Source organism: Arthrobacter sp. 01T419 (assembly GCF_056398865.1).
This window is the reverse complement of the sequence record NZ_JBFTQF010000001.1, coordinates 493,341-519,161: the sequence shown is the minus strand read 5'-3', so window position 1 is coordinate 519,161 and position 25,821 is coordinate 493,341. Positions and strand designations below refer to the sequence as shown.

Sequence of the window (25,821 nt, the reverse complement as noted above, 5' to 3'; positions counted from 1 at the left end):
ATCGATGGGTTGCTGGCGGATGGCGGGTTGGCTGCGGACGGTGTGGTTCCGGCGGCTCAGGTACGGGGCGGTGGTTGGAGGATTTGACCAGGGAACAGGAGCCCAGGGTCGTCTCCTATGACTTGTCGGTTTGCGGCGTGCCACTTTGGCCAGTGGAGGGCAATGTCGACGTCGCTGGCCATCGGGCCAAGCTGCCGCGCCGCAATTGACCATAATGAATCGCCCCGGCTCACCACCACAGTGCCCTGACCCGGGGAGACTGGCTCTTCCGCGGTCCGCTGCGGTAGGGATCCCAGGAACCCCGGCTCGCCGGTGGTTGCACGGGGTTGCCAGCGCGGCTCGACCTTCGAAGGATCGGACGCAATCGATGGCACGGTTGAAAGGTGCGTAGAGGGGGCTGGTGCCCACTGGGCGGAAATGCTGGTGGACGGTGCGGTCTCGGCAGTAGGGCTCCACGCGGGTTCAACTGGTGCGGGGGCTGCATTTGCCATCGGAATTCCCACGAGATTCAGGCCAAGAATTGCTGCTGCCAGCCTGCACATGAAGGCGGGGCTGAGTTTGGCAGCGGTGCGGGCGGTGCGGCCTGTGCCCGATTGCTGGAAGACCGCGGCGGCAACCGCCAGGAGTAATGTCGCTATCCACCAGGCGACGATCGCCAGACCGACGCCGGTCGCAACAAATCCTAGGAAATCTTCAAACATGGGTGTTTGGTGACGGCCTGCTGCGGCCTGCCATCGGTCAGTCAGGATCAGGCCGGTGGCAGCGAGCGAAAGGCCGAGAACCAGGATGGTCGCTGCCATCGCAGCGTCGTTCCGAATGGTTGTGGTGGTCTGTTCCATGGGTTCCCCTCACCCAATTGATGGCATTTGATGCAGTTTGATATATCTTGAACCATTTTGACCACACAAAGCATCACTTGTCCAGAAGTCGAATGCCGGTGAACGAAGATTGACCCACACAGCCTGCCCGCTTACGCTGACGCAATGCGCTGGGATGCACTGTTTGAAGACATGGAGGCACAACTGGCCTCCGAACACTTGCTGGGACTTGAATCCGAAATTTCAGAGCGGGCCCGGGTGGAGACCGCCGGAATCGAACTCTCTGACAGGCTGCGTGGAGCAATCGGCCAGAAGATTGATGTGAAGCTTCGTTCGGGAACGCTGGTGTCCGGGACGCTGAGCCATGTCGGGAGCGAATGGTTGGTTCTGGATGAGGGTCGCCACCAGTGGCTGGTGCCGGGGGAGGCAGTACTGACGTATCAGGGACTCGGCCGTCAAGCGCGGGCAAGCCAATCGAAGACGGTGCAACGCCTTGGCTTGGCCAGCGCACTGCGGATGCTGTCCCGGGATAGGTCAGAAGTCGCAGTCCATTTGCTTGGATCGACATCGGAGGAGAGGGCAATGCGGGGCGTCGTTGACCGCGTAGGCAAGGACCACTTTGATCTCGCAGTCATGATGCCGGGCGAAGTGCGCCGGCACGGCAGCGTCGTTTTCGTGGCGACAGTTCCGTTCCGGTCGCTTGCTGCTCTGCGTTCATTGCGGGGCCAGGAGATGTAACTCGGGCGGAGACTCCCCGCGGCCGTCATTGGCGCTTGGGAGCTTTTCAGTGCTTGCGGGGATCAGGAGGACTTGGATTTGGCCTCTTGGATCATCCTGTTGGCCTCGGCATAGCGTTCCTCGATGTACTGCTCTAGCATTTTTTCTTCCACGCGCCACTGGCCCCTGCCACCCACCTGAATGGCTTTGAGTTCTCCGCTTCGCACCAAGGCGTATGCCTGCGGCGAGTTGATTTGAAGCTGTTCGGCGACATCAGCCAAGGTGAGGAATCGGGGCATGCCTTTATTTTGCCACTCTTCAACCAATTTGCTGACGTTATCCACAGTTTGAGGTGATTTGCCGCACTTGACTTTTGGAAGCTGCCAGTAAGCGGTCAGAATGAGGGCCACTGAAGGTTACGACCGGCGAATTTGCAATTGGGGGACAGAGTGAGTGCAACTACCGCGGCCGCTGCAGCGCGGCTCAAGAAACCGTCATGGAGGGATCCGCGCCTCTTGGTGGGGATCCTCCTGGTCCTGGCATCGTTGGCTGGAGTCATCGCCCTCGTTGGAACCGCGGACCGCACCATCCAGGTATATGCGGCGCGCGAGCCGATCGCCGTGGGCCAGAAGGTCAGCAAGGACGATCTTACGATCGTGAAAGTGCGGCTCGACGACGTCGAGTCAAGCTACGTGACTCTGACGGATGGCCTGCCCGAAGGGAGGGTCGCCGTCCAAAGGATCGCCAAGAATCAGCTCGTCCCGCAAGAAAGCCTCGGAGCCGCGGACACCCTGAACCGCAAGCCGGTTGCGATCTCCATTCAGGAGTCCCTGCCTCCCCAAGCTGTGGCTGGATCCCGCGTGGACGTCTGGGTAGCCCTTCCCGATGCCCGCAATGGCTTCGGCGCGCCACAGCTATTGTTGCCCGGCGCGGAAATCGCCCAGATCACCGAAGGCGCTTCGACGCTTGGGGTGTCCAAGGAGAAGGTAGTGCTCGTACTCGTGACCGATGAGCAGATGCCGAAACTTCTTGGCGCACAGGCGAACAAAGCGAAGGTTGCCGTGGTCTGGAACCCGGGCGGTGCCAGCAAGTGAGTATCCCCGTTGTCACCGTCGGGCAGTCCCGGGAAGATTTGGTCGGGGGACTCGAGCGGCTCCATGGGCCGGTGACAGTCGTCCGCCGGTGCGGCGAGCTCGCCGAACTGCTGGCCGCGTGCCAAAGCGGTCTCGCCCGTGCGGCGGTCATAGCCAACGGTACTGAGGAGCTTACAGCGTCGCTGGTCGACCGGTTGGCGGCCGTCGGCGTGTCCGTTGTTGCCCTGAGTGACGATCCGGCGGAGGCGGTCCGCTTGCGGAGTATCGGCGTCGTCACGGCGTCGCTGGAGGTGGATTCGGCGTCACTGGCTTCCACGATCTCCGATTCGGTGGGACAACTTTCCGGACGGGCGAGGCGACGCGCAGAGCAGCGGGATTCCGGTTATGCGGATACCGCCGCGGAACTCCGCCCCTCCGATGTCGAGGAAGAAGCGGAGCAGGCGCCCGCGGGGGACGGCCGGGTCATAACGGTTTGGGGTCCCACGGGAGCGCCGGGCCGGACCCTCGTGGCTGTCAACATGGCTGCGGAGTTGGCGGCCGAAGGCAAGTCCGTGATACTTGTCGACGCGGACAGCTACGGGGCCAGCGTCGCGGCCTCACTGGGCCTGTTGGATGAATCAGCCGGACTGGCGCAAGCCTGCCGGTTGGCGGACCAAGGATTGCTGGACGTTGAATCCCTCAAACGAATAGCCGTGCCTGTCTTTACAGAGGCCGGCAGCTTTCGGGTTCTTACAGGCATCACCCGTGCGGACCGGTGGACCGAACTTCGGGCCGCTGCACTCGCTACCGTATATGAGTACGCCAGGGAGATTGCTGAGGTCGTTGTGGTCGATGCGGGTTTCTGTGTTGAAGCCGATGAAGAACTCAGCTTCGACACTATGGCACCCCGACGCAACGCGGCCACTCTGCGCAGCATCGAACTTGCGGACACCGTTTACGCCGTGGGTGCTGCCGATGCGATCGGCGTTCCGCGGCTCGTGCGTGGCCTTGCGGAGGTCGCGCAGGCCGTACCGCAAGCGGCTCCTCGAGTGGTCTTGAATAAGGTCCGGGCAGCATCTGCGGGCCGCTCACCGAATCGCGAGCTTCGCGAAGCATGGGATCGGTACGGTCCCGGCTCCGCTATCGAGGGGTTCCTTCCATCTGACCCGGAAGCTTGCGACGCTGCCTTGCTGTCCGGCGCCGTGCTCCTCGAAAGTGCGCCTGAATCTGCCCTGCGGCAAGCAATCGCCAAATTGGTCTGTGCAGCCGTCCAGCAAAATGGCAAATCCTCTGTCATTTATTCCAGAGCAAGGCGACGGCTAAAGCGTTAGGCTCGCCATGTGGGCTGCAAGGACGCAGCAATCAAGATGTGATGGAGGCGTTTGTCGATGTCGTCAGGATCCAGCGTGGAGGATCGTTCTAAACTTGCAGTAGTCCGTGAAGGGTTCTACGGCGACTACTACGAGCATCTCGCAGAGGAGGACGCCCGCGGATATGCGGCCGAGCGATTGACCTCCCGGGCGGCCGCCCACCGGGAAGTGGGAAAAAGCCGCAAACCGGGCACCGCCAACGTCAAGATTGCCAATGAGGCAGACCGCAGCATTCTGTATATCGTCACGGATGACATGCCGTTCCTCGTGGATTCGGTGAATGCCGAGCTCGTTCGCCAGAACTGCGCCATCCGGCTCGTCATGCACCCGCTCTTCGTGGTTTCGCGCGATCGCCTGACGGGCGATCTCTCCGGCATTGCCCGGGTGCCCTCCAACATAGGTATCTCGAGCGGTGACACCGCAGCGATGCCGAATGTCGCCCACCTGATCGCGCAAGGCGACAACGTCTCCCACATGGAGTCGTGGATCGCCGTCGAGGTTGACAGGGTGGCGGACGACTTCCAGAAGGAACTCGTGGACGGAATCCATCGCGTCCTGAGCGATGTCCGTGCCGCCGTCGAAGACTGGCCGAAGATGCGCACCAAGGCGCTCGAACTGGCATCATCCCTGGACAAGGTGGCCCATCCCGAACACATCGCCGAGCTCAAGCAGGCACAGGACCTCTTGCGCTGGTTGGACAACGGCAATTTCACGTTCCTGGGTTACCGGGAATACGACCTCATCACCGAGAACGGCGAAGACGTCCTTGAGTTGCGGGAAGCGAGCGGCTTGGGACTCCTGAGGGCGGGTGACCATCCGCACCAAATCCAGCACCTCACCGACGCAGGACGCAGGAAGGCCCGCGAAAAGCGTGCCTTGGTCATCACCAAAGCCAACTCGCGCTCTACCGTGCACCGTCCTGCGTACCTGGACTACATAGGTGTCAAGAGCTTCGATCTTGCCGGCAACGTCAACGGCGAGCGCCGCTTCATCGGGCTTTTCGCCACCAGCGCGTACACCGGTTCCGTACGGAACATCCCGATCGTCCGGGAAAAGGTCGACGCTGTGCTCCGCTCGGCCGGTTTCCCGCAGGACTCCCACTCCGGCAAGGACCTCGTAGGTATTCTCGAGACCTACCCCCGTGATGAACTCTTCCAGATTGAGACCGACGATCTGGCCACAACCGCTTTGGGTATCCAGCGGCTTCAGGAGCGGCGTCGTACGAAGCTCTTCCTGCGTCCGGATATCTACGGACGCTTCATGTCAGCCCTGGTCTACCTGCCCCGCGACCGCTACACCACCAACGTCCGGCAGCGTATTGAGCAGGAACTCCGCGAGACCTTCGAAGCCGAGAGCATCGACTATGAAGCGCGCATCACGGAGTCCGCCCTCGCCAGGGTGTTCTTCCGCATCCGGCTGCCGCGTGAGGCGGAACTTCGCGACGTCGACGCCGGAGAGCTCGAAAAGCGCCTCGTCCGGGCCTCTCGGTCCTGGGCAGAAGGAATCGCAGAGGTGCTCCGCGAGAACACGAGCGCATCGGAAGCCGAGGCGCTGTCCGCCCTCTGGACGGATGCCTTCCCCGCCGGTTACCGCGTGGACTACGAAGTCGAGGACGCTCTTCAGGACATCGAGCGTTTCGAGAAGTACGGCGCCACGGCCGATCGCGACGCCGTCGCCGTCCAGGCGGCTCCTGGAGTGCATGTCTATCTGCCCGATGGTGCCGGTGAGCTCCTTGAAGAGGACGCCCGCGTTAAGCTTTACCTCCTGGAACCCAAGAGCTTGAGCCAGATCCTGCCCTACTTCCACAATCTCGGCCTTGAGGTTCTGGACGAGCGACCCTTCGAAATCGAGACTTCCGACCACCGGGACTTCTTCCTCTACGACCTCGGCCTGAAGTACCCCGCTGGCGTCAACCCCGTGGCCACCGGCCAGTTCTTGGCGGATTCCTTCAGTGCAGCCGTGACCGGTGAGGTGGAATCCGACAGCTTCGACCGACTGGTGCTCCGCGAGGGAATCCACTGGCGCCAGGTCGTGATGCTCCGCGCATATGCGAAGTACATGCGCCAGATGGGAAACACAAACTCCTTCGAGTTCATTGCGGACACACTCCTCGCCAACCCCGAGGTTGCCCGTGGCCTGATTGATCTCTTCGGAGCACGCTTTGATCCGGCATCAGCTGACGCAGCCCGTCCGGCTCGCCAAGACACCGCGCGCGCCACACTGGCCGAAGCGATCGACCAAGTCGCAACGCTCGACGCCGACCGTGTCCTGAGGACTTTCGTCAACCTCATCGAGTCGACCCTGCGCACGAACTACTTCCAAGGCAAGTCGTACGTCAGCTTCAAGCTGGATCCAACCAAGATCGATGGACTGCCATTCCCGCGGCCTAAGTACGAGATCTGGGTATACTCGCCCCGTGTTGAAGGCGTGCATTTGCGCTTCGGCAAGGTGGCTCGAGGCGGCCTGCGGTGGTCGGACCGCCGCGAAGATTTCCGGACCGAGATCCTCGGCCTGGTCAAGGCACAGACCGTGAAGAATGCTGTCATTGTGCCCACCGGCGCCAAGGGCGGTTTCTTTGCTAAGCAGCTCCCTGATCCCGCAATTGACCGCGCGGCCTGGATGGCGGAAGGCATCGAGAGCTACAAGACTTTCATTCGTGGTCTGCTCGATCTCACCGACAACCTGGTGACTACAGCCGACGGCGAAAAGATCGTGCCCCCGTCGGACGTTGTCCGTCAGGATGACGACGATTCGTACCTGGTGGTGGCTGCGGATAAGGGCACGGCAACGTTCTCGGACACGGCCAACGGACTGGCCGCCGAGTACGGATTCTGGCTGGGAGACGCATTTGCTTCCGGTGGTTCCATCGGCTACGACCACAAGGCCATGGGGATCACGGCACGAGGCGCTTGGGAATCGGTCAAGCGCCACTTCAGCGAGCTGGACCTGGACACCCAGACCGAGGAATTTACTGTGGTCGGCGTCGGCGACATGTCCGGTGACGTGTTCGGAAATGGAATGCTTCTTTCCAAGCACATCCGTCTGCTGGCCGCTTTCGACCACCGCCACATCTTCTTGGACCCGACGCCGGATGCGGCTTCCTCCTTCGACGAACGGCAGCGTCTCTTCGATCTGCCCCGCTCCTCATGGGATGACTATGACCGCTCGCTCATCAGTGCAGGCGGCGGCGTCTTCGCGCGCCAGGCCAAGGTCATCCCGATCTCCCCGGAGGTTCGTAGCGCCCTGGGTCTTCCGGACGGAACAGTCCAGTTGAGCCCTCCGGATCTTCTGCGCGCCATACTCCTCGCCCCGGCAGATCTCCTGTACAACGGCGGCATCGGGACGTACGTCAAGGCAAGCACCGAGACCCACGCTGAGGTGGGGGACAAGGCGAATGACGGCATCCGTGTGAACGGACGCGAGCTGCGCGTCAAGGTTGTCGGCGAAGGTGGCAACCTCGGAATGACGCAGCGCGGACGCATAGAGGCCGCACTACAGGGAGTCATCCTCAACACTGATGCCATCGACAACTCTGCCGGCGTAGATTGCTCCGACCATGAGGTCAACATCAAGATCTTCGTCGACCGGATGGTTGCCGCCGGGAAACTTGACGCTTCCGAGCGCACATCGTTCCTCGCCGACATGACCGACGAGGTCGGGCGCCTTGTGCTCGAAGACAACATTGATCAGAACATCCTGCTGCTTAACGACCGCACCCGTGTCGCAGAATGGAGCCCGAGCTACGAACGCCTGATGGACTGGCTCGAGAAGTCTGCTGATCTCAAGCGGGACCTTGAAGCACTGCCGACCACCGACACGCTTCGCGAGAGGCTGGAACAGGGCCAAGGCCTGACGTCTCCGGAACTGTCCGTCCTCGCCGCATATGCCAAGATCGAATTGGGATCTGCATTGCGCGACAGCGACCTGGCGGACGATCCCTGGTTCCGCAAGACGATCCGCTCGTACTTCCCGAAGCAGCTTCGGGAACGGTTCGACGCCGAACTGGACACGCATCCTTTGCGTCGCGAGATCATCGCAACCGTGGTCGCCAATGACATGATCAACCTGGGCGGCATTACCTTCGCCTTCCGCACCATGGAGGAGACCTCGGCCACCGAGGTTGCCGTGGCGAAGGCGTTCGTCGCTCTCCGCGAGATCTACGAACTCGACTCCATGGTGAAGGAGCTCAATGCCCTGCCGGCTTCGTTCCCCACGGAACACTGGAGCACCGTCCACCTCGACGTCCGGAGGCTTCTGGACCGCGCTGTTCGCTGGTTGCTGAGCCAGGGTAACGCGTCAAAGCCGATCTCGGAGGTTGTCGCTGAGTTCAAGCCGATGATGGATCCCATGAGGGCCCGGGTGCTGGACTACCTGCGCGGCAGCGACAAGGAGCGGGTGACCGGCTGGCTTGAAAAGGCGCGTGCGTGGGGCTTGCCGGAGATGCTTGCCCATCGCTGGGCCGAGCTTTTCGAGAGCTTCGTGCTCTTGGACATCGCCAAGATTGCGCAGAGCCGCGGGGCCCGGGTGGAAGAGGTCAGCAACGTCTACTACACGGTGTTTGACCGCTTCCATGTTGATTCACTGCTCGAGCGAATTACCGCACTCCCTCGGGACGACCGGTGGCAGGCGCTTGCCCGTGCTGCTCTGCGCGACGACCTCTACTCGACTGTGGCGGACATGACCATGTCGGTCCTCGAATCGACCGACGCCGGTCTCGACGCCGAAGCCCGCTTGCGGGCTTGGGAGGACCTCAACGCCGAGCAGCTGGGTCGTGCGAAGAGCATGTTTGACGAGGTCAATGCGTTGGAGGCCGACGACATGGCTTCGCTGTCGGTAGCATTGAGGCTCTTGAGGTCAATCGTTCGACGCTAGGGACAAGCCCGGGCGTTATATGGAGGTGCAGTGGCAATCTTTACAGACCCCATCAGGGAGCACGCTGATTTCGGGCCTGGAGATGCCGAATGGCTGCACCTCCTGGTCGGCGACTGGCAAATGGTCGCCGACCTGGCGTTCGCGGACTTGGCCCTATGGTTTCCGCATCCTGAATTCGGTTACATTGCGCTTGCACACGTCAGGCCATCGACGAGCCACACGGTGTTTCACGCGGACTTCGTCGGGGAAGGCATCCGATCGGATCTGCAACCGATAGTGGACAAGGCGTGGTCCAGCCATTCAATCGAACGCTCCAGTGAAACGAGCTGGAGCAGCGAGATGGCGTTGCGGGTTGAAGCGGTGCCCATGGTCAGGAACGGACGGACCCTCGCCGTCGTCACGTCGCATATGGACCTGTCCAGTTCGCGGATGCCTTCCCGCCTGGAGCTGACATACAGGCAATGCGCCTATGATCTGCTCCGCATGGGCACTCTGGGACTGTGGCCGGATTTCGCTTCACCCACGGGCTCTCGCCGCGGTGCGCCGCGTGTGGGTGACGGCCTGATCAGGCTCGACGCGGACGGCATCGTGCAGTATGCGAGCCCGAACGGTGTCTCGGCATTCCGCCGCCTCGGCGAGGTGGAGACGTTGGAAGGGCGGTCCCTCGCCGAGGTTACAGCAGGCCTCCTCAAGGACCGGCGCATGGTGGACGAGACTTTGCCGTTGGTAGTCACGGGCCGCATGCCGTGGCGGAGCGAGATTGAGTCCCGCGGGGTCAGCTTGTCATTGCGCGCAATTCCGCTGCGCGATGAAAAGCACCGTTTCGGCGCCCTGGTTCTGTGCCGCGACGTATCCGAACTACGACGCCGCGAGCTCGAGCTTGTCACCAAGGATGCCACCATCCGTGAAATCCACCATCGCGTCAAAAACAATCTGCAGACAGTTGCTGCCTTGCTGCGCATGCAGTCGCGACGCATGGTCAGCGATGAGGCGAAGCAAGGCCTGGAACAGGCAATGCGGCGGGTGGCGACCATTGCGTTGGTGCACGAGACCCTTTCGCAGGGACTCACCCAGAGCGTGGACTTTGATGAGCTGATCGGGCGCCAGTTCCGGCTCTCGGCCGAAGTAGCGTCACCTTCGCAGCATGTCCGGACCGAGCGCTCAGGTCTGTTCGGTGAATTGCCGAGCGACTTTGCCACGCCGCTTGCCCTGGTTATCAACGAACTCGTGACGAATGCCGTGGAACACGGCCTCGAAGGACGGGCCGGAACAGTGTGGCTGATGGCCGATCGTTCGACCGGGGAGCGCGGTGATGAGCTCCTGACCGTGACAATTGCCGATGATGGCGTCGGGCTGCCCGAGGGGTCGTACACAGAAGGCCTGGGCCTTCAAATTGTGCGGACGCTTGTCACGAGCGAATTGGGTGGCAGCATCCAGTGGATGCCGCGCGACGGGGGAGGCACCGCCGTCGAGATCGTCTTGAACCTGGTGCGAAGCTGACACCAGGCGCTCACGAGCTGCGGTGCCGCTAACCGCAATGAGACATACGAGGATGGCCCGGACCTTTCGGTCCGGGCCATCCTCGTATGTTCCGTTCGCTGCCGACGCCGTGTTCTATCTTTCAGGCACCGTAGTCTATTTGCCGCCGGCTTTAGGAAGCGCGGCGTGCGCGGGCTGCACGGCGCTTGAGTGCGCGGCGCTCGTCTTCGCTCATGCCGCCCCAGACGCCTGCGTCCTGGCCCGATTCAAGAGCCCACTGAAGGCATGTGTCCACGACAGGACAGCGGCGGCAGACACTCTTCGCTTCCTCGATCTGGAGAAGCGCAGGGCCGGTGTTGCCTACGGGGAAGAAAAGCTCCGGGTCCTTGTCAAGGCAGGCTGCGCGGTTACGCCAATCCATGCTGATCAGTCACTCCATTCGTGAGTACTAGGTGAGCCTTTTGTGAAAATATTCACGAGAGGCTTCACAGGAAAGGGGACCCATTGGGCCCCCTTGGTCGTCTGAGTCAAGCGTGTCATGTTAACGCCATGTAAACAAGGGGTTCAAGCCGTTGAAACCGTGAGCGATGCATCACATTGGTTGCCGGTCTGCTCACAGGTATTTGACTATGTCCGGTAGTGTGCCAGTGTGTCAAGACCCCCTCTGAACCCTGCCCACGACCCTGCCGTGCCCGGCGACGACGGCCAAGGGACCAGCCACAACAGCTCTGCTGGAGCCCCCGGCGGAGGACAGCGTCCCAAAGGAATCGTTGTGATTTCGATCGTGGTTTTGCTGGAAGCCCTCGCATTGTTGACCGCGGCGGCCCTGTATGTCTACCAGCTAGCGACCGGGGCGCCCGTAACCTCATTTTGGGGGGCGGTATTTACGCTGGGCCTTCTCCTTGCCTTTTCTGCGTGGTTGTTTGCGGTCAGCCACTTCTTGTTCCGTGGCTATCGTTGGACCCGCGCGGCGGCGTTGGTTGCCCAGCTGTTCGTCCTGACGATCGGGTTTCCCACGATGACCGGGGGGCTGGCCCTCGCCGGACTCGCCATGGTGGTTCCGGCTTTGGCTGGAATTGTCCTTCTGTTCGACAAGCGGGTGATCGCCTTTGCTTCCCGAACGGGCGGATCCCGCGCCGCGCTCTGACCCCTTTCGCTCTGACGAAGCCCTTCATTCTGGAGCGGCGATCTGGACAGGACGCGTTCTTCCGTTCTCAATAAGGACAGCACGGCCCGGTGGGGCTTCCAGTTCGACGTCAACGCGGACGCCGAAGAGATCCCCGTCAGTAGGCGAGGTTTTGCCAAGGAGAATCCCGTTTCCGTGGGCTCGGGCAAGGGAAGCCAGGGGCGTCCGCTGCAGCAGGGCCGGACTGTGTGCCGCCGTTGCCACTATGGAGAATCCCATGGTGGCAAGCTCGGCAAGGAGCATGCCGGTTGCTCTACTCAGGTGTTCGGCGTCGTCTACCAGGAGATTGGTGCCGGTACTCGCAAGCTTGCTGGTTGCATTCCTGTGGAAGTCCGCCCAGAAGGCATCCGGATCGGTACCCCGTGGTGGGCGCTGCCACTGAAGGCCTGGGTTGAGCAGCGGCAATGCGGTGAGCAACGACGACTTGCCGGATCCAGGAACGCCAAGCGCAAGAAGAACGCCCGAGGGCGGGAGCGTGATCCATACAGGTTCATGTTCGTCGCCTCCCAGACCAAGCAGCACCGCTCTGCGCACGCGAGCCGACGAAGGAGCAGTGGCTTCGATTCCGTGGTCCGCCACGATGTCCGAGGCCCGGACAAAGTGTGGCAACGGCTCCACCCGGAAAGGGCGTCGCATGGGGTTAGGGGGTTCGTCGGAGGGCCAACCCGTGCGTGGCGGCGGGGCCACGAACTGGGTGACTGCCGTGTCGACATCAAGGAAGTTGCCACTCGCGACAGCCCTGCCCTTAACAGGCTTTATTGCCGTAAATCGGGGCCACGCAAGCCGTGTTTCTTCGGTAGCGCCAAGGGGAAAGTATGCACGATTGGGAATTGACGCGAACATACGCGACGCGACCAGTTCCCTGTCACCCGTTACCAGAACGGTCAGTCCGGACTTCGGCCCATCGCGAACGATGGTGTGGACGAGGTCCTCGGCCCAAGCAAGTGGCCCGTTGCGCAACTCGGAGATCCAAGACCCCCAGCCGGAAATGACGAGCAGCAAGGGAACTTCTCCCATGACATCACCCCGGGCCCGCCGCGCCGACACTTCGTTCGCCAACCGCTCCAGAATCCGGGCGGCCCTCTTGGCGTGGTTGACGGAGGCGACGGCGCCGACGCGCCCGCCGGCTGCCACACCGGCGAAAGCGCCGTCGCCATCCAGGACATAAAAGTGGAGTTCCTCGCCACTTCCAACAAGCTGTGCAAACGCCGCCCGGCAGGCGTCTTCGACGCCGTTTCCGGGAGGGCCGACAAGTCCGAGGTTCCCGTGCAGACTGGGAGTCCAGGTCAGACCCGTAACCCGTTGTTGCGAAGGTAAATCGACTAAGCCGAGGTAGGCGGTTCCTCCTGCCGATTTCCTGGGCTCTGCATGCTTGCCCGCCGATGCTGCCGCGCTAAGCCATAGGTCAAATGCGATGGATTCAGGAAGCGCGTCCGCAACAGGTCTTCGGGGCGGTCTACCTCCATGGGTGGTCCAAACCCGATTGATTCCTTTGATAATGGGACGCGCGGCTTCTGCCGGGGTTGTCCCTGGATTTTGAATCCCTTCCTCGGCGTTCCCAGACGAGCCGCTGAGGCCGAGCCACTCTGCTGCCGTCCGGGCGACGATCCTCGTGAGTGGTCGAATACCCTCGCTGCTGGTGAGAGTCGCTGTCTGGAAAAGCTCGGCTTCCTCCGCCCCTCGAACCAAATAGGCCCGGCCAGGGAGGGACACCGGAATCGATGCGGCGGCCGGAGAGTTGATGATGTCCCGCGATTCCAAGTCTGATTGGACGCGAAGAGCAATGCTCGTAGTGACGTTGGCCCGGATGTCGGCACTCAGTGCGCCCTGCGGACGTTGTGTTGCCATGACCAGGTGGATGCCCAAGGACCGGCCGATGGTGGCAATCCGCATCAGTTCGGCCAGAGCAGCCGGGGCGTCTTCAACAAGCATCCTGAATTCGTCGATCACAAGTACCAATCGGGGGATGATGGGCAATTGGTCTTTTCGTGCTGTCTGGATCCCGTCTCCCGACCCGCCGACCCGGGCCCAGTATGCTGGCAAGTCCGGGACATTTGCCTCCGCAAGGATTGCCTCCCGCATCCGAACTTCGGCACGGAGGGACACCAGGGTACGCTCCAGTTCGTGTTCGCTGAGATCCGTGAGCATTCCGACGCATTGAGGCAGGTCGATCAAGGGCCCCAGACCTGAACCTCCTTTGAAATCAACAAATAGGAAGTTGACTCTCTCGGGGCTGTGGGTCAGTGAGATCGCTGTCACGATAGTGCGCAAAAGCTCGGACTTTCCCGATCCAGTCGTTCCGGCCACAAGGAGATGCGGGCCGTCGGAAACCAGATCCAGGGAGCGGGGCCCTTCGGTCCCTCGCCCGATGACCGCGGTGAGCCCGCTGCGTGCTGAAGAGTCGCTCCAGCGGGCCGCGATGCTTGAGGGGTCGTTTGGAAGCAGTTCGGCCAACAGGCACGCAGGGGGGACAACGGACGGCCTTGTTGCCGCCAGTACGGGCACGGCGGCCAACGATCGGCAGTAGCGGTCAAAAACTGGGTGCTGGACAAAGTCAGGATCGAATTCCGTTTCTGTAAGACAGGACCGGAGGACTGCGCGTCTGTTCCAAAACTCGACAAGGCATATGCCTGCATCTCCGCCTGCTGCGCGTTGGAAGATTCTCCAGCCGGATTCGGCCGCCGCCTTCCGGAGTGAATCGTCGTCGGAATCAGGCTCGGACCCCACCAAGAAGAGCGCGCCTGGTTCCCCGGTTCGCTCGGAGAGAACGGCTGCTGCTGACCGGACGTCCGTGGTCATCGTGACTCGGGGTAAGAAGCGGGCGCTGAACGGCAAAAGGGCAATTGGGCCGTGGATGAGGATAGCGACATTCGATGCGCTAGGAAACGCCGCAAGTTGCATGAGCAGGAACCTGAACATGCCTTGGATCTTGGCTTCAGGTCCAGCAAAGGAAACCGTTTGGATGGTGGGATCCAAAACCATTGGAACCGGGCCCAACTGCGGCGGCTCGAAGCGTGGATCGGCGGGATCGAGTGCAACCAAGGCGTTCTGCGGACTGACGCCGAGCCGGAGCCAGATTTCATTCCAGCCTACCGTTCCTTTGTCGGCGGCGGTCAGTGGCAGCTTCAGTTGCTTTCGCCCACGTCCGTCTGAGACTGAGGCAGTTGATCTGACGGCAAAGGCGAGCTCCGCGGCGGATGGTGAGCACCGCCGCCGTCGGGCTCTGTCTTGTTCTACTGCCTCTTCGAGCGCCGCCGCCAGAAGGCGGCGTTGCCGTCTTCCCGAAATGGCCGGCGCGAGGACCGCGATGGCAGAAATTGCTGTGAATCCGAGGAACATCCACATTCCCGTGGCCAGGGTGATGCCGACTCCCAGCAGGAGCGGCAGCCCTGCAGTGAGGAGCAGTTGGACGCGGCCGTAGGTGTCACTGCGAGTCTGCACTGAGAGAGGCTCTGCGACGCCAAGGCCAGCTTTCCCCAGCGACTCTGCGCCGAATTCTCCATCGCCGAAGACTACTGACATTGCGGAGCGGCCACATTGGATTCTGGAGGCAGTTGAAAGGAAGGCCGAGCGGATTTTGCGTCCATCGACCCTGGTTCCGTTCACGCTCTGGTTGTCAGAGATCGTGAGTGCTGTCTCGGAAACCGTAAGGACTGCGTGAACCCGGGAAACATCGGGATCCGGGAGGCAAATATCCGTACTGCTCCTGCCGATCCCGTAACTGCCGCGTTCCAGGGGAATGATCAAGCCTGCGGCGGGGCCCGTGTGCACCAGAAGTGACAAAGTTGCAGGGGCGCGTCCGCCGTCGCGGGTATCTTGTCCGCACGAATCCGCGCCGTCAACCAACACGGCTCCGGATACGAGAGGCGCCGCGCCGACGGTGAGACTCTCTAGTGGCAGCCCGTCGACCATCAGTTTCCCGGTTCCGAACTCCGCGGCCACTGCTGCCTGGACGTGGGAGCCCGAGCTGCCGTCGCCCACGGCGAGAGTCAGCTCGACGGGTTCTGCTTGCCGAAGTGCCCGCGGACCCCGGACCAGGGTGCAATGGAATGTCACTGTTTGCCCGCTCCTTCGAGTTGCGTGATTGATGCTCCTCCAACGTATTTGCAATGAGATCCGGATGTTCTCGGTCGATTGGCGTATGTGGAAAACGCTGCGCTCGCTGGTCAGCGAACGAGCCCGGCGGCAATTGGATGCGGCATCTCAGGTAGGCTTGACCTGCAGCCAGTGCAGATCATTGGGCTGCCCGCATTCGAACCAGGAGTATTTGTGACCGCTGACCTCGTCATCGTCGGGTCAGGCTTTTTTGGCCTGACAATCGCAGAACAGGCCGCCACTGAGCTGGGCTTGAAGGTTGTTGTCATTGACCGCCGTCACCACATCGGTGGCAACGCCTACAGCGAAACGGAAGAGCAGACCGGAATCGAGGTGCACCGCTACGGTGCGCACCTCTTCCACACCTCAAATGAGCGCGTGTGGGAGTACGTCAACCGGTTTACGAGCTTCACCAACTACGTGCACAAGGTGTACGGCGTACACAAGGGCGAGGTCTACTCTCTCCCCATCAACCTGGCAACGATCAACCAGTTCTTCCGTGCCAACTTGACTCCCAGCCAAGCGCAGGACCTGATCAAGGAACAGGCTGGCGAACTCGCGGGAACCGATCCGCAGAACCTTAATGACAAGGGTATCCAGCTGATTGGTCGCCCCCTGTACGAAGCTTTCATCAAGCACTACACCGGCAAGCAATGGCAAACTGACCCCAAGGACCTGCCAGCGGGAATCATTTCGCGGCTTCCCGTCAGGTACAACTACGATAATCGCTACTTCAACGACAAATATGAAGGCCTGCCGACCAACGGGTACACCGCGTGGATCGAGAAGATGGCCGAACACCCGAACATCGACGTACGTCTGAACACTGACTTCTTTGACGACTCCCATGAGTATTCAAAAGACAAGGTCGTCGGGAAGATTCCCGTTGTCTACACCGGCCCTGTTGACCGGTACTTCGACTACGTCTCTGGAGATCTGTCCTGGCGCACCATCGATTTCGAAGAAGAAGTCCTGGACATGGGTGATTTTCAGGGAACGTCCGTTGTCAACTACAACGACGCCGACGTCCCCTTCACTAGGATCATTGAGCCGCGCCACTTCCACCCGGAGCGTGGCTACCAGACGGAAAAGACCGTCATCATGCGAGAATTTTCTCGGTTTGCGGAAAGCGGCGACGAACCGTACTACCCGATCAACACCCCGGTTGACCGCGAGAAGCTTCTGAAATACCGCGATCTTGCGGCAGCTGAAAAGGACGTGCTGTTCGGCGGGCGTCTCGGCACCTACAAATATCTCGATATGCACATGGCCATCGGTTCTGCCCTGTCCATGTTTGACAACAAGATCCGTCCGCACTTCGAAAGCGGCGCAGAGATTGAAAGCGGAGGAGTGGACGCATGAGCGTTTCAACGGAACCCCTGAATACGGGCGCTACGCCCGGGCTGGGCGAGGAGTGGCAAACAGTCCATCGTGTTGTCTTTCCGACTGACGGAGATTCCGACACCCTTCCCTTGTATCTAGACTTCAACTCGGCTCAGCGTGTTGTTTCTGAAGAATCGCAGACGTCCAAGTCCGGGGCAGGTGTCACAGCCGTCACTTCCAGTGGTGCAAAGATCCGGTCGGATTTCATTGAGAACCGCCGCCAGTTGCACTTGCCGGCCTATCGACGACTCTCGTTTGGAACGTACTTCAACGCTTTTCCCGCAAGCTACTGGCGGGCGCACACGGATGTCACTAGTGTGCGTCTTACGGTCGCGGTTGACGCCCCGGCAACCGTGGTCATTCTGCGGTCCACGGCGAGGGGTACCTCCAATAGGGTGGAAAGCATCAGCGTGGACGCGGGACAACCAGTGGATGTTGTCCTACCGCTGGCTAACTTCGGCGATGGCGGCTGGTACTGGTTTGACCTCGTGGCTTCGTCTGAACAGGTCAAACTTCTCGGCGCCGAATGGTCTGTACGCAAGCCCGAAGGGTTCGAGGCGGGCACCGCCACGGTTGCCGTGACCACCTTCAACCGCCCTGATTTCTGTGTCAAGCACCTTTCCACTTTTGCCGAATCTCCAGAGCTCCTGAACGTCATGGACCGGCTCCTGATCACCGACCAAGGGACGCAAAAGGTTCGGGACCAGGAGGGGTTTGAACAGGCTGCCGCCCGACTTGGAGACAAGTTCGCACTCATAGAGCAGGGAAACCTCGGCGGTTCGGGCGGCTTTGCCCGCGGAATGCTTGAGACGGTTGAGGACGGTCGAAGCAAATACGTGCTGCTGCTGGACGATGACGTGATCATCGAAACAGAAGGCGTATTGCGCGCCATCAATTTCGCTGACTTCACGAGGAAACCATCGATCGTCGGCGGTCACATGTTCAATCTGTATGAGCGCTCGGTCATGCACAGTTTCGGCGAGGAAGTCAACGAGTACAAGTTCCAGTGGGGCGCCGTCGACAGCACAAAAGAGGCCCATGACTTCTCCGCGAGCAACCTTCGCACCACGCCGTGGATGCACCGCCGGATCGATGTGGACTTCAACGGCTGGTGGATGTGTTTGATTCCGACCAGCGTTGTGCGCGAGATAGGGCTCTCGCTTCCGGTATTCATCAAGTGGGACGACGCCGAATACGGCATCCGGGCCCGCCGTCATGGCTACCCCACAGTTAGCCTTCCCGGAGCTGCCGTCTGGCACATGCCTTGGACTGAAAAGGATGACACGATCGACTGGCAGGCGTATTTCCACCAGCGAAACCGCTGGCTTGCCGCCCTAGTCTACTCACCCTACAAAAAGGGCGGATTTCTGCCACGCCAGAGTTTCATGGTAGATGTCAAGCACTTGCTGTCGATGCAGTATTCCGCGGTCGAGCTCCGGCTTGACGCCCTCGAGGACCTCCTCAAGGGACCGTCCCATTTGCACGAGACAATCAAGACCAAGCTCCCTGAAATACGTGCCCGACGCGCGGACTTTGATGATGCCCGCATCACAAAGGAAGTGGCAACCTTCCCGCAAGTGAAGCGCGTGAAACCCCCGCGGCGCGGGAAGAAGCCGTCCTCTCCGAAATCGATTTTTGCTGCCCTCGCGACGGCCGCGTCAGCCGGAATCCGTCAGGTTCAAAGCGTGCGGCCTGGGGCGCTTGAGCACCCCGAGGCGCTTGTCCCGGCAATGGACGCCCGTTGGTGGCGCCTGTCCCAGTTGGACTCCGCAATCGTGTCGTCTGCGGACGGAACTGGTGCCTCCTGGTATAAGCGTCATCCTGAGCATTTCCGCAATATGATGGCCCGCAGCATCAAACTCCATCAGCAACTTCTCCAAGACTGGGAAAAGCTTGCCGAGGAATATTCAAGGAGCCTGCCCGAGTTCACGTCCCAGCGGGCGTGGCGCGAGACGTTCGACGCGGTGACCACGACCCCGCAAGAAAAGGTCAACGGGTGACAACTGCGAGTGACTTTAACGAGTCCGCCTCTCTCGTCCGACCGGGCGTGGGAGGCGGACTCGCTGATGTGTTCAGACAGCGATTCTTGCTCAAGCTGCTTGTCCGGAAAGAACTGCAGATCCGTTACAAGGGATCGGTACTTGGGCTGCTTTGGTCCTATGTAAAACCTGGGGTCCAGTTTCTTGTCTTCTATATCGCCTTGGGCGTCTTTCTTGGACTCGAGAAAAGCGCTCGAAACCCTGACGGCTTGGGCAATTACGCCGTGTACTTGTTCTCCGGAATTGTTCTGATCAACTTTTTCACCGAGGCGCTCAGTAACGCAGCCCGCTCCATCGTCGGCAATGGTGGTCTTATCAAGAAGATCTATCTGCCACGCGAGCTATTTCCAGTTGCATCGGTCTGGGTTTCCGCCGTCCATTTCATTCCCCAGTTGGTTGTCCTGGTTGTTGCCTGCTTTTTTGCAGGATGGCACCCGAGCTTCCTCCAGTTGATCGCGGCCGTCGCCGGTTTCGTGGTCGTAGCTATGCTCGCTACCGGTCTGGGACTGCTCTTTGGCTCTGCGAATGTCTATTTCAGGGACTCCGAGAACATCGTCGACATGCTTCTGATGGTTGCAACCTGGGCTTCTCCCATCATGTATTCCTGGACGATGGTGAGGGAGAAACTTGGCGAGGGTTGGTATTCCCTCTACCAAGTCAATCCCATCACTATAGGCGTTGAAGCCTTTCACTACGCCTTCTGGCTTCCCACCACTGATGGAACTGCTCCCATGCCGCCGAATCTTTTGCCAGTCTGGGTCCCTGTCGGACTCTGTGTTTCCCTCGCAGTTCTTGTTCTTGGCCAGTGGGTATTCCGCCGGCTTGAGGGCCGATTCGCACAGGAGCTCTAAAGGATGTCCGTTGCAATCGAGGTTCAGCAACTAAACAAGCAGTTTGTGCTGAGACATACGCGTTCCCTCAAGGAAGCAATTGTCTGGCTCGTCACCGGACGCAAAGGCGACATCTCGAAGAAGTTCCACGCTCTTCACAATGTCGATCTGGAAATCGAACAAGGTGAGACCGTCGCCTTGTTGGGCTTGAATGGCTCCGGCAAGTCCACACTGCTCAAGCACATCTCCGGGGTTATGTTGCCAGATAGCGGATCAGTGCGGACGAGAGGCCGAGTCGCCGGCCTTATCGAGGTGGGCGCTGGCTTCCATCATGATCTGTCCGGACGGGACAACGTTTATCTAAACGGCGCAATTTTGGGGATGACAGAGTCCCAGATCGACGAACAATTTGACTCCATCGTGGAATTTTCCGAGATCGGCGAGTTCATCGACACCGAGGTCAGGTTCTATTCATCGGGAATGTACCTTCGCCTTGCGTTCTCTGTGGCCGTCCACACTGACCCCGAGGTTTTCCTCGTGGACGAGATATTAGCAGTCGGAGACGAACCGTTTCAGCGTAAGTGCCTCGCCAAGATCAAGGAGCTTTCCGCAGCAGGGAAGACCCTCGTCGTGGTCAGTCACGACCTTGAACTCGTTTCCCGTATTTGCGATCGGGGTGTGGTTCTCAAGCACGGAAATGTCGTGTTTGACGGAGCCATTGATGACGCTGTGGCTCAGCTCCGCACCGAAAGCTCGCGCTGATCCGATGACGTTTTCACAAGACAGTATTTCGGCTGGCAGTGGCGAGGGACTCGACGGACACCTCGCGCGAGAATCCCCCCTCCGTGTAAATGAGGCACCCGCTAAACCACTGCCCGGCAAAAGACGATTCCGTACTGACATCCAGGCGCTGCGCGCACTTGCCGTGAGTCTAGTAGTGGCCAACCATCTTTGGCCTGTCCAGTTGCCTGGCGGATATGTCGGCGTTGATGTCTTCTTTGTCATTTCTGGATTCCTGATCACCTCGCACTTGAGCAAGGAACTTTTGGCGAGTGGTCGGGTGCGCTTGGGCCAGTTTTATGCAAGACGAGCCCGAAGGCTCTTGCCAGCGGCCCTGATCGTACTGGCGGTATCTCTTGCGGCAACTTGGCTATGGCTGCCATACACTCGTTGGACTGCTAACGCCCAGGAAATTGTGGGCAGCGCCTTCTATGTCGAGAATTGGGTGCTCGCGGCGAAGTCGGTGGATTACTCGGCGATGAATGCGTCGGCAACGATGGTGCAGCACTATTGGTCGCTCTCTGTCGAGGAACAGTTCTACCTAGCCTGGCCGCTGGCCCTGATCAGCCTCTACGTATTGTCGGTACGACGACGCCGCGACCCTCGCCGTACCCTCGTGACCGGTCTTGGGGTGGCTGTGGTCGCTTCTTTCGGGTTCAGCATCTACCTGACGGCCGTCGCACACAGCCAAGCGTATTTCAGCACTCCGGTGCGCGTTTGGGAGTTCGGCGCGGGTGCCCTCCTGGCTTTGTCAGTTCCTCGCGCGGCTCGCCTTCGGCGCACCTTGAACATTATGGCGCTGAGCGGGTTCGCCCTCATTCTTCTGTCCGCTGTGATCTACGATCACGCGACCCCATTTCCAGGCTGGACTGCTCTGGTGCCGGCCGCGGGCACGGTGCTGGTAATTCGTGCAGGCGCAAGCGGTGCGAACTTGTGGCACGACCGGCTCACGGCGCTGAAACCGGTGCAGTTCATAGGCAACATATCGTATTCGCTGTATTTGTGGCACTGGCCGCTGATCGTCGTGGCGCCGTTCTTGCTGGGGACTACACTGGGCACCGCGGCCAAAATGTCGTTGGCGCTCGTGGCAGTGCTTCTGGCTTGGCTGACGAAGTTGTGGATTGAGGACCGATGGACCATGCGGCCCCAACACGCCACGCGGTCACGACGCGTGCTCGTCAGTGTTGCGGCCGGCATGATCGCGCTGGCGTTGGGCGGGACGACGCTTTACCTGCAGGTAGCACCCAAGGCTCAGGCCGCCGCGACTCTCGCGCGGACTGACGCGGAGGGTCCTTGTTTTGGACCCCGGGCGGTTGACAAGCCCGAATGTGGTGACCCGTTCGCCCGCCCCGTTAAAGATGCGAATATGGGGCCCGCCAACGAGTACTGGGGTATGCCCGCGGACTGTCCAGCCACGAAGGACACTCTCGGTGAAGCCAACCCGGGAGGCCCGGCAATCTGCGACTACTCGGGCGGGCGCCGTGATGCTGAGTCTGTCTGGCTGGTGGGAGATTCGCACGCCCAGCAATGGCAGCCGGCAATCATCGAACTGGCCCGAACAAATCACTGGAAGCTGAAAATTAGCTACAGCGGTGGATGCCCGCTGGCTGATGTACGTTACATCGGCTACCGCGGGTCCGCTGCGGATCCAGCCGCTGTAGAGAGGTGCGGGCTTTGGCGCAGAAACGTCGCCGACGCCGTGGAACGGGACAAGCCCGCAAAAGTCTTCACTTCAAGCTTTGCAGCAGGAGAACAGATCAACGACGGTTCCGGCCGGTCCCAACTGGAGCAGTACAAGGCAGGTTTCAGCAGCTACTGGACGCGCTGGACACAGGCTGGGGCGGTCGTTTACGCAATCGCTGATCCGCCGCTCAACGACAAGGTCCGGGATGCCAACTGCGTAGTCCTCAGTGCCGACAGTCCGCTCACGTGCCGCGCCCCAAGAAACCAAGCGCTGCCTGAGGATCCCATAGCCGCCGCGGTCACCGCGGCCAATGACAATAAAGTGCGGCTGCTAGATTTGTCCCGCTATTTCTGTGACGAGTCTTACTGCTACGGCGCGGTCGGTGGAGTTCCCATTTACTATGACCTCGACCACCTGAACCGGCAGGTCTCATCACGGCTCGCATTGCGCATAGGCGCGGAGCTTGGTGCACCGGCACCACGCTGAGTCCTGTACGCCTGGTCAGGTTCCGAGCCGGGCCAACAGCCATTCCAACAAAGAAGAGAAGCGGGTCGGCTCAGCTTCCCGAGGGATCTGAACCGACCCGCTTCTCTTCGCGGGGCAGGCCTGCTACCTGATGACAGCTCCGCCGGAAGCCGTCCAATAGATGGTGCCCCCCTGGAATCCTTGGGCGATGCCACCATCGGGAGTCGAGTATTCATCAGTGGTGGGGTAGCCTAGCTTGCCTGTTTCGTAACCTTGGGAGGCCCAAGCGGCGCGGATAGGGCCTGCCGTGGCGTGGGCGCCGGTGTCGGCCGTCCAGTAGATGGAGCCGCCTTGGTAGGCTTGGGCGATTCCACCGTTGGGGTAGCTCATCTCATCCGTCGCGGGGTAGCCGAGCCGCCCGCTTTCGAACCCCACCCTGCCCCAGGCCGCCCGGATCGGACCCGCGCTGGAGTGGGCTCCGGTAGCCGAGGTCCAGTAGATGGATCCACCCTGATATACTTGGGCGACGCCGCCATACGGGTAGTTCATCTCGTCCGTCGTCGGGTATCCGAGCTTGCCGTTTTCGTAGCCCACAGCAGCCCAAGCGCTTCTGATGGGGTTGGCGCTGGCGTGGGCTCCTGTGACGGCGGTCCAGTAGATTGACCCGCCTTGGAAATTCTGGACGACACCGCCGTCTATCCCCGGAGTTTCGTCGCTGGTGGGATAGCCAAGCCTTCCTTTTTCGAAACCTTGCGCGGCCCATGCGGCTCGGATGGGGCCCGCCGTGGCGTGGGCACCGGTGTCTGCTGTCCAATAAATAGAGCCGCCCTGGTAACCCTGGGCGAGGCCGCCGTTCGAGTAGCTGAGGACGTCGGTGGTGGGGTATCCGAGCTTTCCGCTTTCAAAGCCCATAGCTGCCCAGGCTCCGCGGATTGGTCCTGTGCTGGCGTGTGCACCCGTGTCAACGGTCCAATAGATAGAGCCGCCTTGGAAGCCCTGGGCTCGGCCACCGTTGGGGTAGCTCAATTCATCGGTAGCCGGGTAACCAAGTGTGCCGCCCTCGAAACCCAGTGACGCCCAAGTGGACCGGATAGGACCCGCGGTGGCGTGAGCTCCGGTGGCCGCCGTCCAGTAGATGGCGCCGCCCTGGAAGCCCTGAGCTCGGCCAGCATTGGGGTAGTCCAGCTCGTCGGTGGTGGGGTAGCCGAGCTTACCGCGTTCGAATCCGAGTGCGCCCCAGGCGGCGCGGAGCGGGCCTGAGGTTGCGTGCGCCCCGCTGCCCGCCGTCCAGTAGACCGAAGCTCCCTGGAAAACCTGGGCGAGGCCGCCATTGGGGTAGCTCAGGACATCCGTGGTGGGGTAGCCGAGGCTCCCGTCCTCGAAGTTCTGTGTTGCCCAGAGGGTCCGAATGGGGCCGTTGGTAGAGTGTGCTCCGCTTGCCGGCGACCAGTGCACGGCACCGCGCTCGAAGCTTAGGTAGCCGCCTCCGTCCTTGAGGCCATAGGTTTCGCCAGACATCGCTGCCCCGAATGCTCCGTCGAGTTGTGAACCCTTCAGGGCAAGGGGAGCAGGGAGGTAGAGAAGCTTATTGGGTGTTCCGGCCGAGACCGATTTCACGACACCGCTGGTCGCGTTTGAAAGGATGGCTGCGCTGACCTGGGCCGGTGTCATCTGGGGATTCCGGGATAGCAGCACAGCAGCGGCACCAGCAACGTGCGGGCTTGCCATGGACGTGCCGGACATGATCTTCGAGGCCGTGTCCGAAGCGATCCCGGCCGAAGTAATGTCTTTGCCGGGGGCATAAAGGTCAACGCAGCTGCCGACGTTTGACCAAGGCGTCTGGGTGTCGCTTGAATCGGTTGCGGCCACAGTCAGGACATCCGGGACCCTTGCTGGCGAACCGGAACAGGCATCGACGCCGTAGTTGCCTGCCGCCGCAACTACGGTGATCCCGTGGTCGATGGCGCCTTGAACCGCGGCATCGAAAGCCATGTCTGTGAAACCCGCCATGCTCATATTCAACACGGCAGGAGTTCCGGCCTGATGGTCGGCCGTAATCCAGTCAATGCCTGCGATCACCCCCGAGGTATATCCTGAACCGCTGCAGTCCAGGACCCGCACGGGAACGATGGTGGCTGACTTTGCGACGCCGTATGTGCTGCCCGCAAGAATACCGGAAACGTGGGTTCCATGTCCGCTGCAGTCCCCGGTACCCAGGCCATCGTCGACATTGCTCCAGCCTGTGCTAACCCGTCCAATGAACTCGCTGTGTGATGAACGTATTCCGGTATCCAAGACATAGGCTGTGACGCCTGCGCCGGTTCCTATCGGTTGGTAGTACGTATTCAGCGGTAGATCGCGCTGATCCGTCCGGTCGAGCCCCCACGGCGAAGAGTCTTGGGCGACGGTGATGCGCTGGTCGACCTGAACTGAAACGACATCGGGGGATTGCGATAGCTTTGCGGCCTCTGCCGGAGTGGCTGTAACAGCAGCGCCTTTGAGCGCATGCGTGAAAGTCTTGTCGACGGCCACGCCCTTGGACTCCAAGTTGCTCGCCTTTGTGCCGATATCGGTTTCCTGTGTGTACCGGACGATGTACCGGACCTTTCCATCAGAGGAGGCGTCCGGCGTCGGCGGCGTTGGAGACGGTGCAACTGGCGCCACACTGCCAGCCGTTGCGGAAGGAACGCCCGTGGCTGTTGGTCTAGCCGGCCCTGAAGGGTAAGCAGTGGCTGCGGACGTCGACGGGGACGGGGCAGCCAGCGGAGCTGGAGTGGCCGAGGGCGCCGCGGCGGCTCCAGACGGTTCAACCGTGGTCGCGCCCGCGATGCCCGAACCCGCGAATGTCAACGAGCAAAAAACAACTGCAACAAAGACATTCCTGGCCGAGGAGGGGCTAAATGGCATGAGCATCTTCCAATTGGATTTGGGGCCCTGCCCCATATTGCGTTCCGCGTCGTCAGACTGAAAATGAATACTGCACCACGAAGCACAGGAGCCACAGCCTTCACAGACGAAGATACACGACGA

The 25,821-nt window shown here is 60.9% G+C and carries 16 protein-coding genes; 11 read left to right on the top strand and 5 right to left on the bottom strand.

Features of this window, described 5'->3' with window-relative positions; translation table 11 throughout:
• Positions 1-56: 56 nt before the first annotated feature.
• Entirely contained in the window at positions 57-839 is a 783-nt protein-coding gene (locus AC1DLO_RS02450; protein WP_476888669.1) for a LysM peptidoglycan-binding domain-containing protein, read from the bottom strand.
• A 144-nt stretch (positions 840-983) separates the two neighbouring features.
• Here AC1DLO_RS02450 and AC1DLO_RS02445 point away from each other — a divergent pair, with 144 nt between their 5' ends.
• Positions 984-1,556, top strand: coding sequence for a hypothetical protein (locus AC1DLO_RS02445; protein WP_476888668.1), 573 nt, complete (start codon positions 984-986; stop codon positions 1,554-1,556).
• A gap of 62 nt (positions 1,557-1,618) precedes the next feature.
• Here AC1DLO_RS02445 and AC1DLO_RS02440 read toward each other — a convergent pair whose 3' ends face one another.
• Complete coding sequence (locus AC1DLO_RS02440; RefSeq protein ID WP_184736966.1) at positions 1,619-1,834, bottom strand: helix-turn-helix domain-containing protein; 216 nt, start codon at positions 1,832-1,834, stop codon at positions 1,619-1,621.
• A gap of 150 nt (positions 1,835-1,984) precedes the next feature.
• On the opposite strand from AC1DLO_RS02440, the gene AC1DLO_RS02435 reads away from it, so the two are divergent.
• From AC1DLO_RS02435 to AC1DLO_RS02420, 4 genes are read left to right on the top strand one after another with little or no spacing between them, the layout of a single operon-like run.
• Positions 1,985-2,629 carry an SAF domain-containing protein gene (locus AC1DLO_RS02435; protein ID WP_476888667.1) on the top strand — a complete coding sequence of 215 codons (645 nt, stop codon included), beginning with the start codon at positions 1,985-1,987 and terminating at the stop codon, positions 2,627-2,629.
• A complete protein-coding gene (locus AC1DLO_RS02430) occupies positions 2,626-3,939 on the top strand; it encodes a CpaE/TadZ family protein (RefSeq protein ID WP_476888666.1) in 1,314 nt (437 codons plus the stop codon). Before AC1DLO_RS02435 ends, AC1DLO_RS02430 begins: the two co-directional genes overlap by 4 nt.
• A 57-nt stretch (positions 3,940-3,996) precedes the next feature.
• The gene (locus AC1DLO_RS02425; RefSeq protein ID WP_476888665.1) at positions 3,997-8,850 is read left to right on the top strand and encodes an NAD-glutamate dehydrogenase; all 4,854 of its coding nucleotides are present in this window, start codon (positions 3,997-3,999) and stop codon (positions 8,848-8,850) included.
• A 30-nt stretch (positions 8,851-8,880) separates the two neighbouring features.
• A complete protein-coding gene (locus AC1DLO_RS02420) occupies positions 8,881-10,350 on the top strand; it encodes a sensor histidine kinase (RefSeq protein WP_184736973.1) in 1,470 nt (489 codons plus the stop codon).
• Positions 10,351-10,501: 151 nt separating this feature from the next.
• Here the strand turns inward: AC1DLO_RS02420 and AC1DLO_RS02415 are convergent, their stop codons facing one another.
• A complete protein-coding gene (locus tag AC1DLO_RS02415) occupies positions 10,502-10,750 on the bottom strand; it encodes a WhiB family transcriptional regulator (protein WP_003804966.1) in 249 nt (82 codons plus the stop codon).
• Positions 10,751-10,978: 228 nt separating this feature from the next.
• On the opposite strand from AC1DLO_RS02415, the gene AC1DLO_RS02410 reads away from it, so the two are divergent.
• On the top strand, positions 10,979-11,476 hold the full coding sequence (locus tag AC1DLO_RS02410) for a hypothetical protein (protein WP_476888664.1): 498 nt from the start codon (positions 10,979-10,981) through the stop codon (positions 11,474-11,476).
• A 24-nt stretch (positions 11,477-11,500) separates the two neighbouring features.
• Here AC1DLO_RS02410 and AC1DLO_RS02405 read toward each other — a convergent pair whose 3' ends face one another.
• Entirely contained in the window at positions 11,501-15,571 is a 4,071-nt protein-coding gene (locus AC1DLO_RS02405) for an FtsK/SpoIIIE domain-containing protein (protein ID WP_476888663.1), read from the bottom strand.
• Positions 15,572-15,784: 213 nt separating this feature from the next.
• Here AC1DLO_RS02405 and glf point away from each other — a divergent pair, with 213 nt between their 5' ends.
• The 5 genes from glf to AC1DLO_RS02380 are packed head-to-tail and all read left to right on the top strand — an operon-like array spanning position 15,785 to position 22,812.
• Positions 15,785-16,972, top strand: a complete 1,188-nt coding sequence (glf, locus tag AC1DLO_RS02400; RefSeq protein ID WP_184736976.1) for a UDP-galactopyranose mutase — start codon at positions 15,785-15,787, stop codon at positions 16,970-16,972.
• Positions 16,969-18,993 carry a glycosyltransferase gene (locus AC1DLO_RS02395; RefSeq protein ID WP_476888662.1) on the top strand — a complete coding sequence of 675 codons (2,025 nt, stop codon included), beginning with the start codon at positions 16,969-16,971 and terminating at the stop codon, positions 18,991-18,993. The genes glf and AC1DLO_RS02395 overlap by 4 nt, the downstream gene beginning before the upstream one ends.
• Complete coding sequence (locus tag AC1DLO_RS02390; RefSeq protein WP_184736978.1) at positions 18,990-19,883, top strand: ABC transporter permease; 894 nt, start codon at positions 18,990-18,992, stop codon at positions 19,881-19,883. The genes AC1DLO_RS02395 and AC1DLO_RS02390 overlap by 4 nt, the downstream gene beginning before the upstream one ends.
• 3 nt (positions 19,884-19,886) lie before the next feature.
• Entirely contained in the window at positions 19,887-20,624 is a 738-nt protein-coding gene (locus AC1DLO_RS02385) for an ABC transporter ATP-binding protein (RefSeq protein ID WP_476888661.1), read from the top strand.
• Entirely contained in the window at positions 20,584-22,812 is a 2,229-nt protein-coding gene (locus AC1DLO_RS02380) for an acyltransferase family protein (protein WP_476888660.1), read from the top strand. The genes AC1DLO_RS02385 and AC1DLO_RS02380 overlap by 41 nt, the downstream gene beginning before the upstream one ends.
• Before the next feature lie 123 nt (positions 22,813-22,935).
• Here AC1DLO_RS02380 and AC1DLO_RS02375 read toward each other — a convergent pair whose 3' ends face one another.
• A complete protein-coding gene (locus tag AC1DLO_RS02375; protein ID WP_476888659.1) occupies positions 22,936-25,338 on the bottom strand; it encodes a S8 family serine peptidase in 2,403 nt (800 codons plus the stop codon).
• Between the last annotated feature and the right edge of the window lie 483 nt (positions 25,339-25,821).

Coding starts and splice junctions, on each gene's coding strand:
- AC1DLO_RS02450 (WP_476888669.1), bottom strand. CDS start 839: ATGGAACAGACCACCACAACCATTCGGAACGACGCTGCGATGGCAGCG.
- AC1DLO_RS02395 (WP_476888662.1), top strand. CDS start 16,969: ATGAGCGTTTCAACGGAACCCCTGAATACGGGCGCTACGCCCGGGCTG.
- AC1DLO_RS02425 (WP_476888665.1), top strand. CDS start 3,997: ATGTCGTCAGGATCCAGCGTGGAGGATCGTTCTAAACTTGCAGTAGTC.
- AC1DLO_RS02385 (WP_476888661.1), top strand. CDS start 19,887: ATGTCCGTTGCAATCGAGGTTCAGCAACTAAACAAGCAGTTTGTGCTG.
- AC1DLO_RS02445 (WP_476888668.1), top strand. CDS start 984: ATGCGCTGGGATGCACTGTTTGAAGACATGGAGGCACAACTGGCCTCC.
- AC1DLO_RS02415 (WP_003804966.1), bottom strand. CDS start 10,750: ATGGATTGGCGTAACCGCGCAGCCTGCCTTGACAAGGACCCGGAGCTT.
- AC1DLO_RS02440 (WP_184736966.1), bottom strand. CDS start 1,834: ATGCCCCGATTCCTCACCTTGGCTGATGTCGCCGAACAGCTTCAAATC.
- AC1DLO_RS02380 (WP_476888660.1), top strand. CDS start 20,584: ATGACGCTGTGGCTCAGCTCCGCACCGAAAGCTCGCGCTGATCCGATG.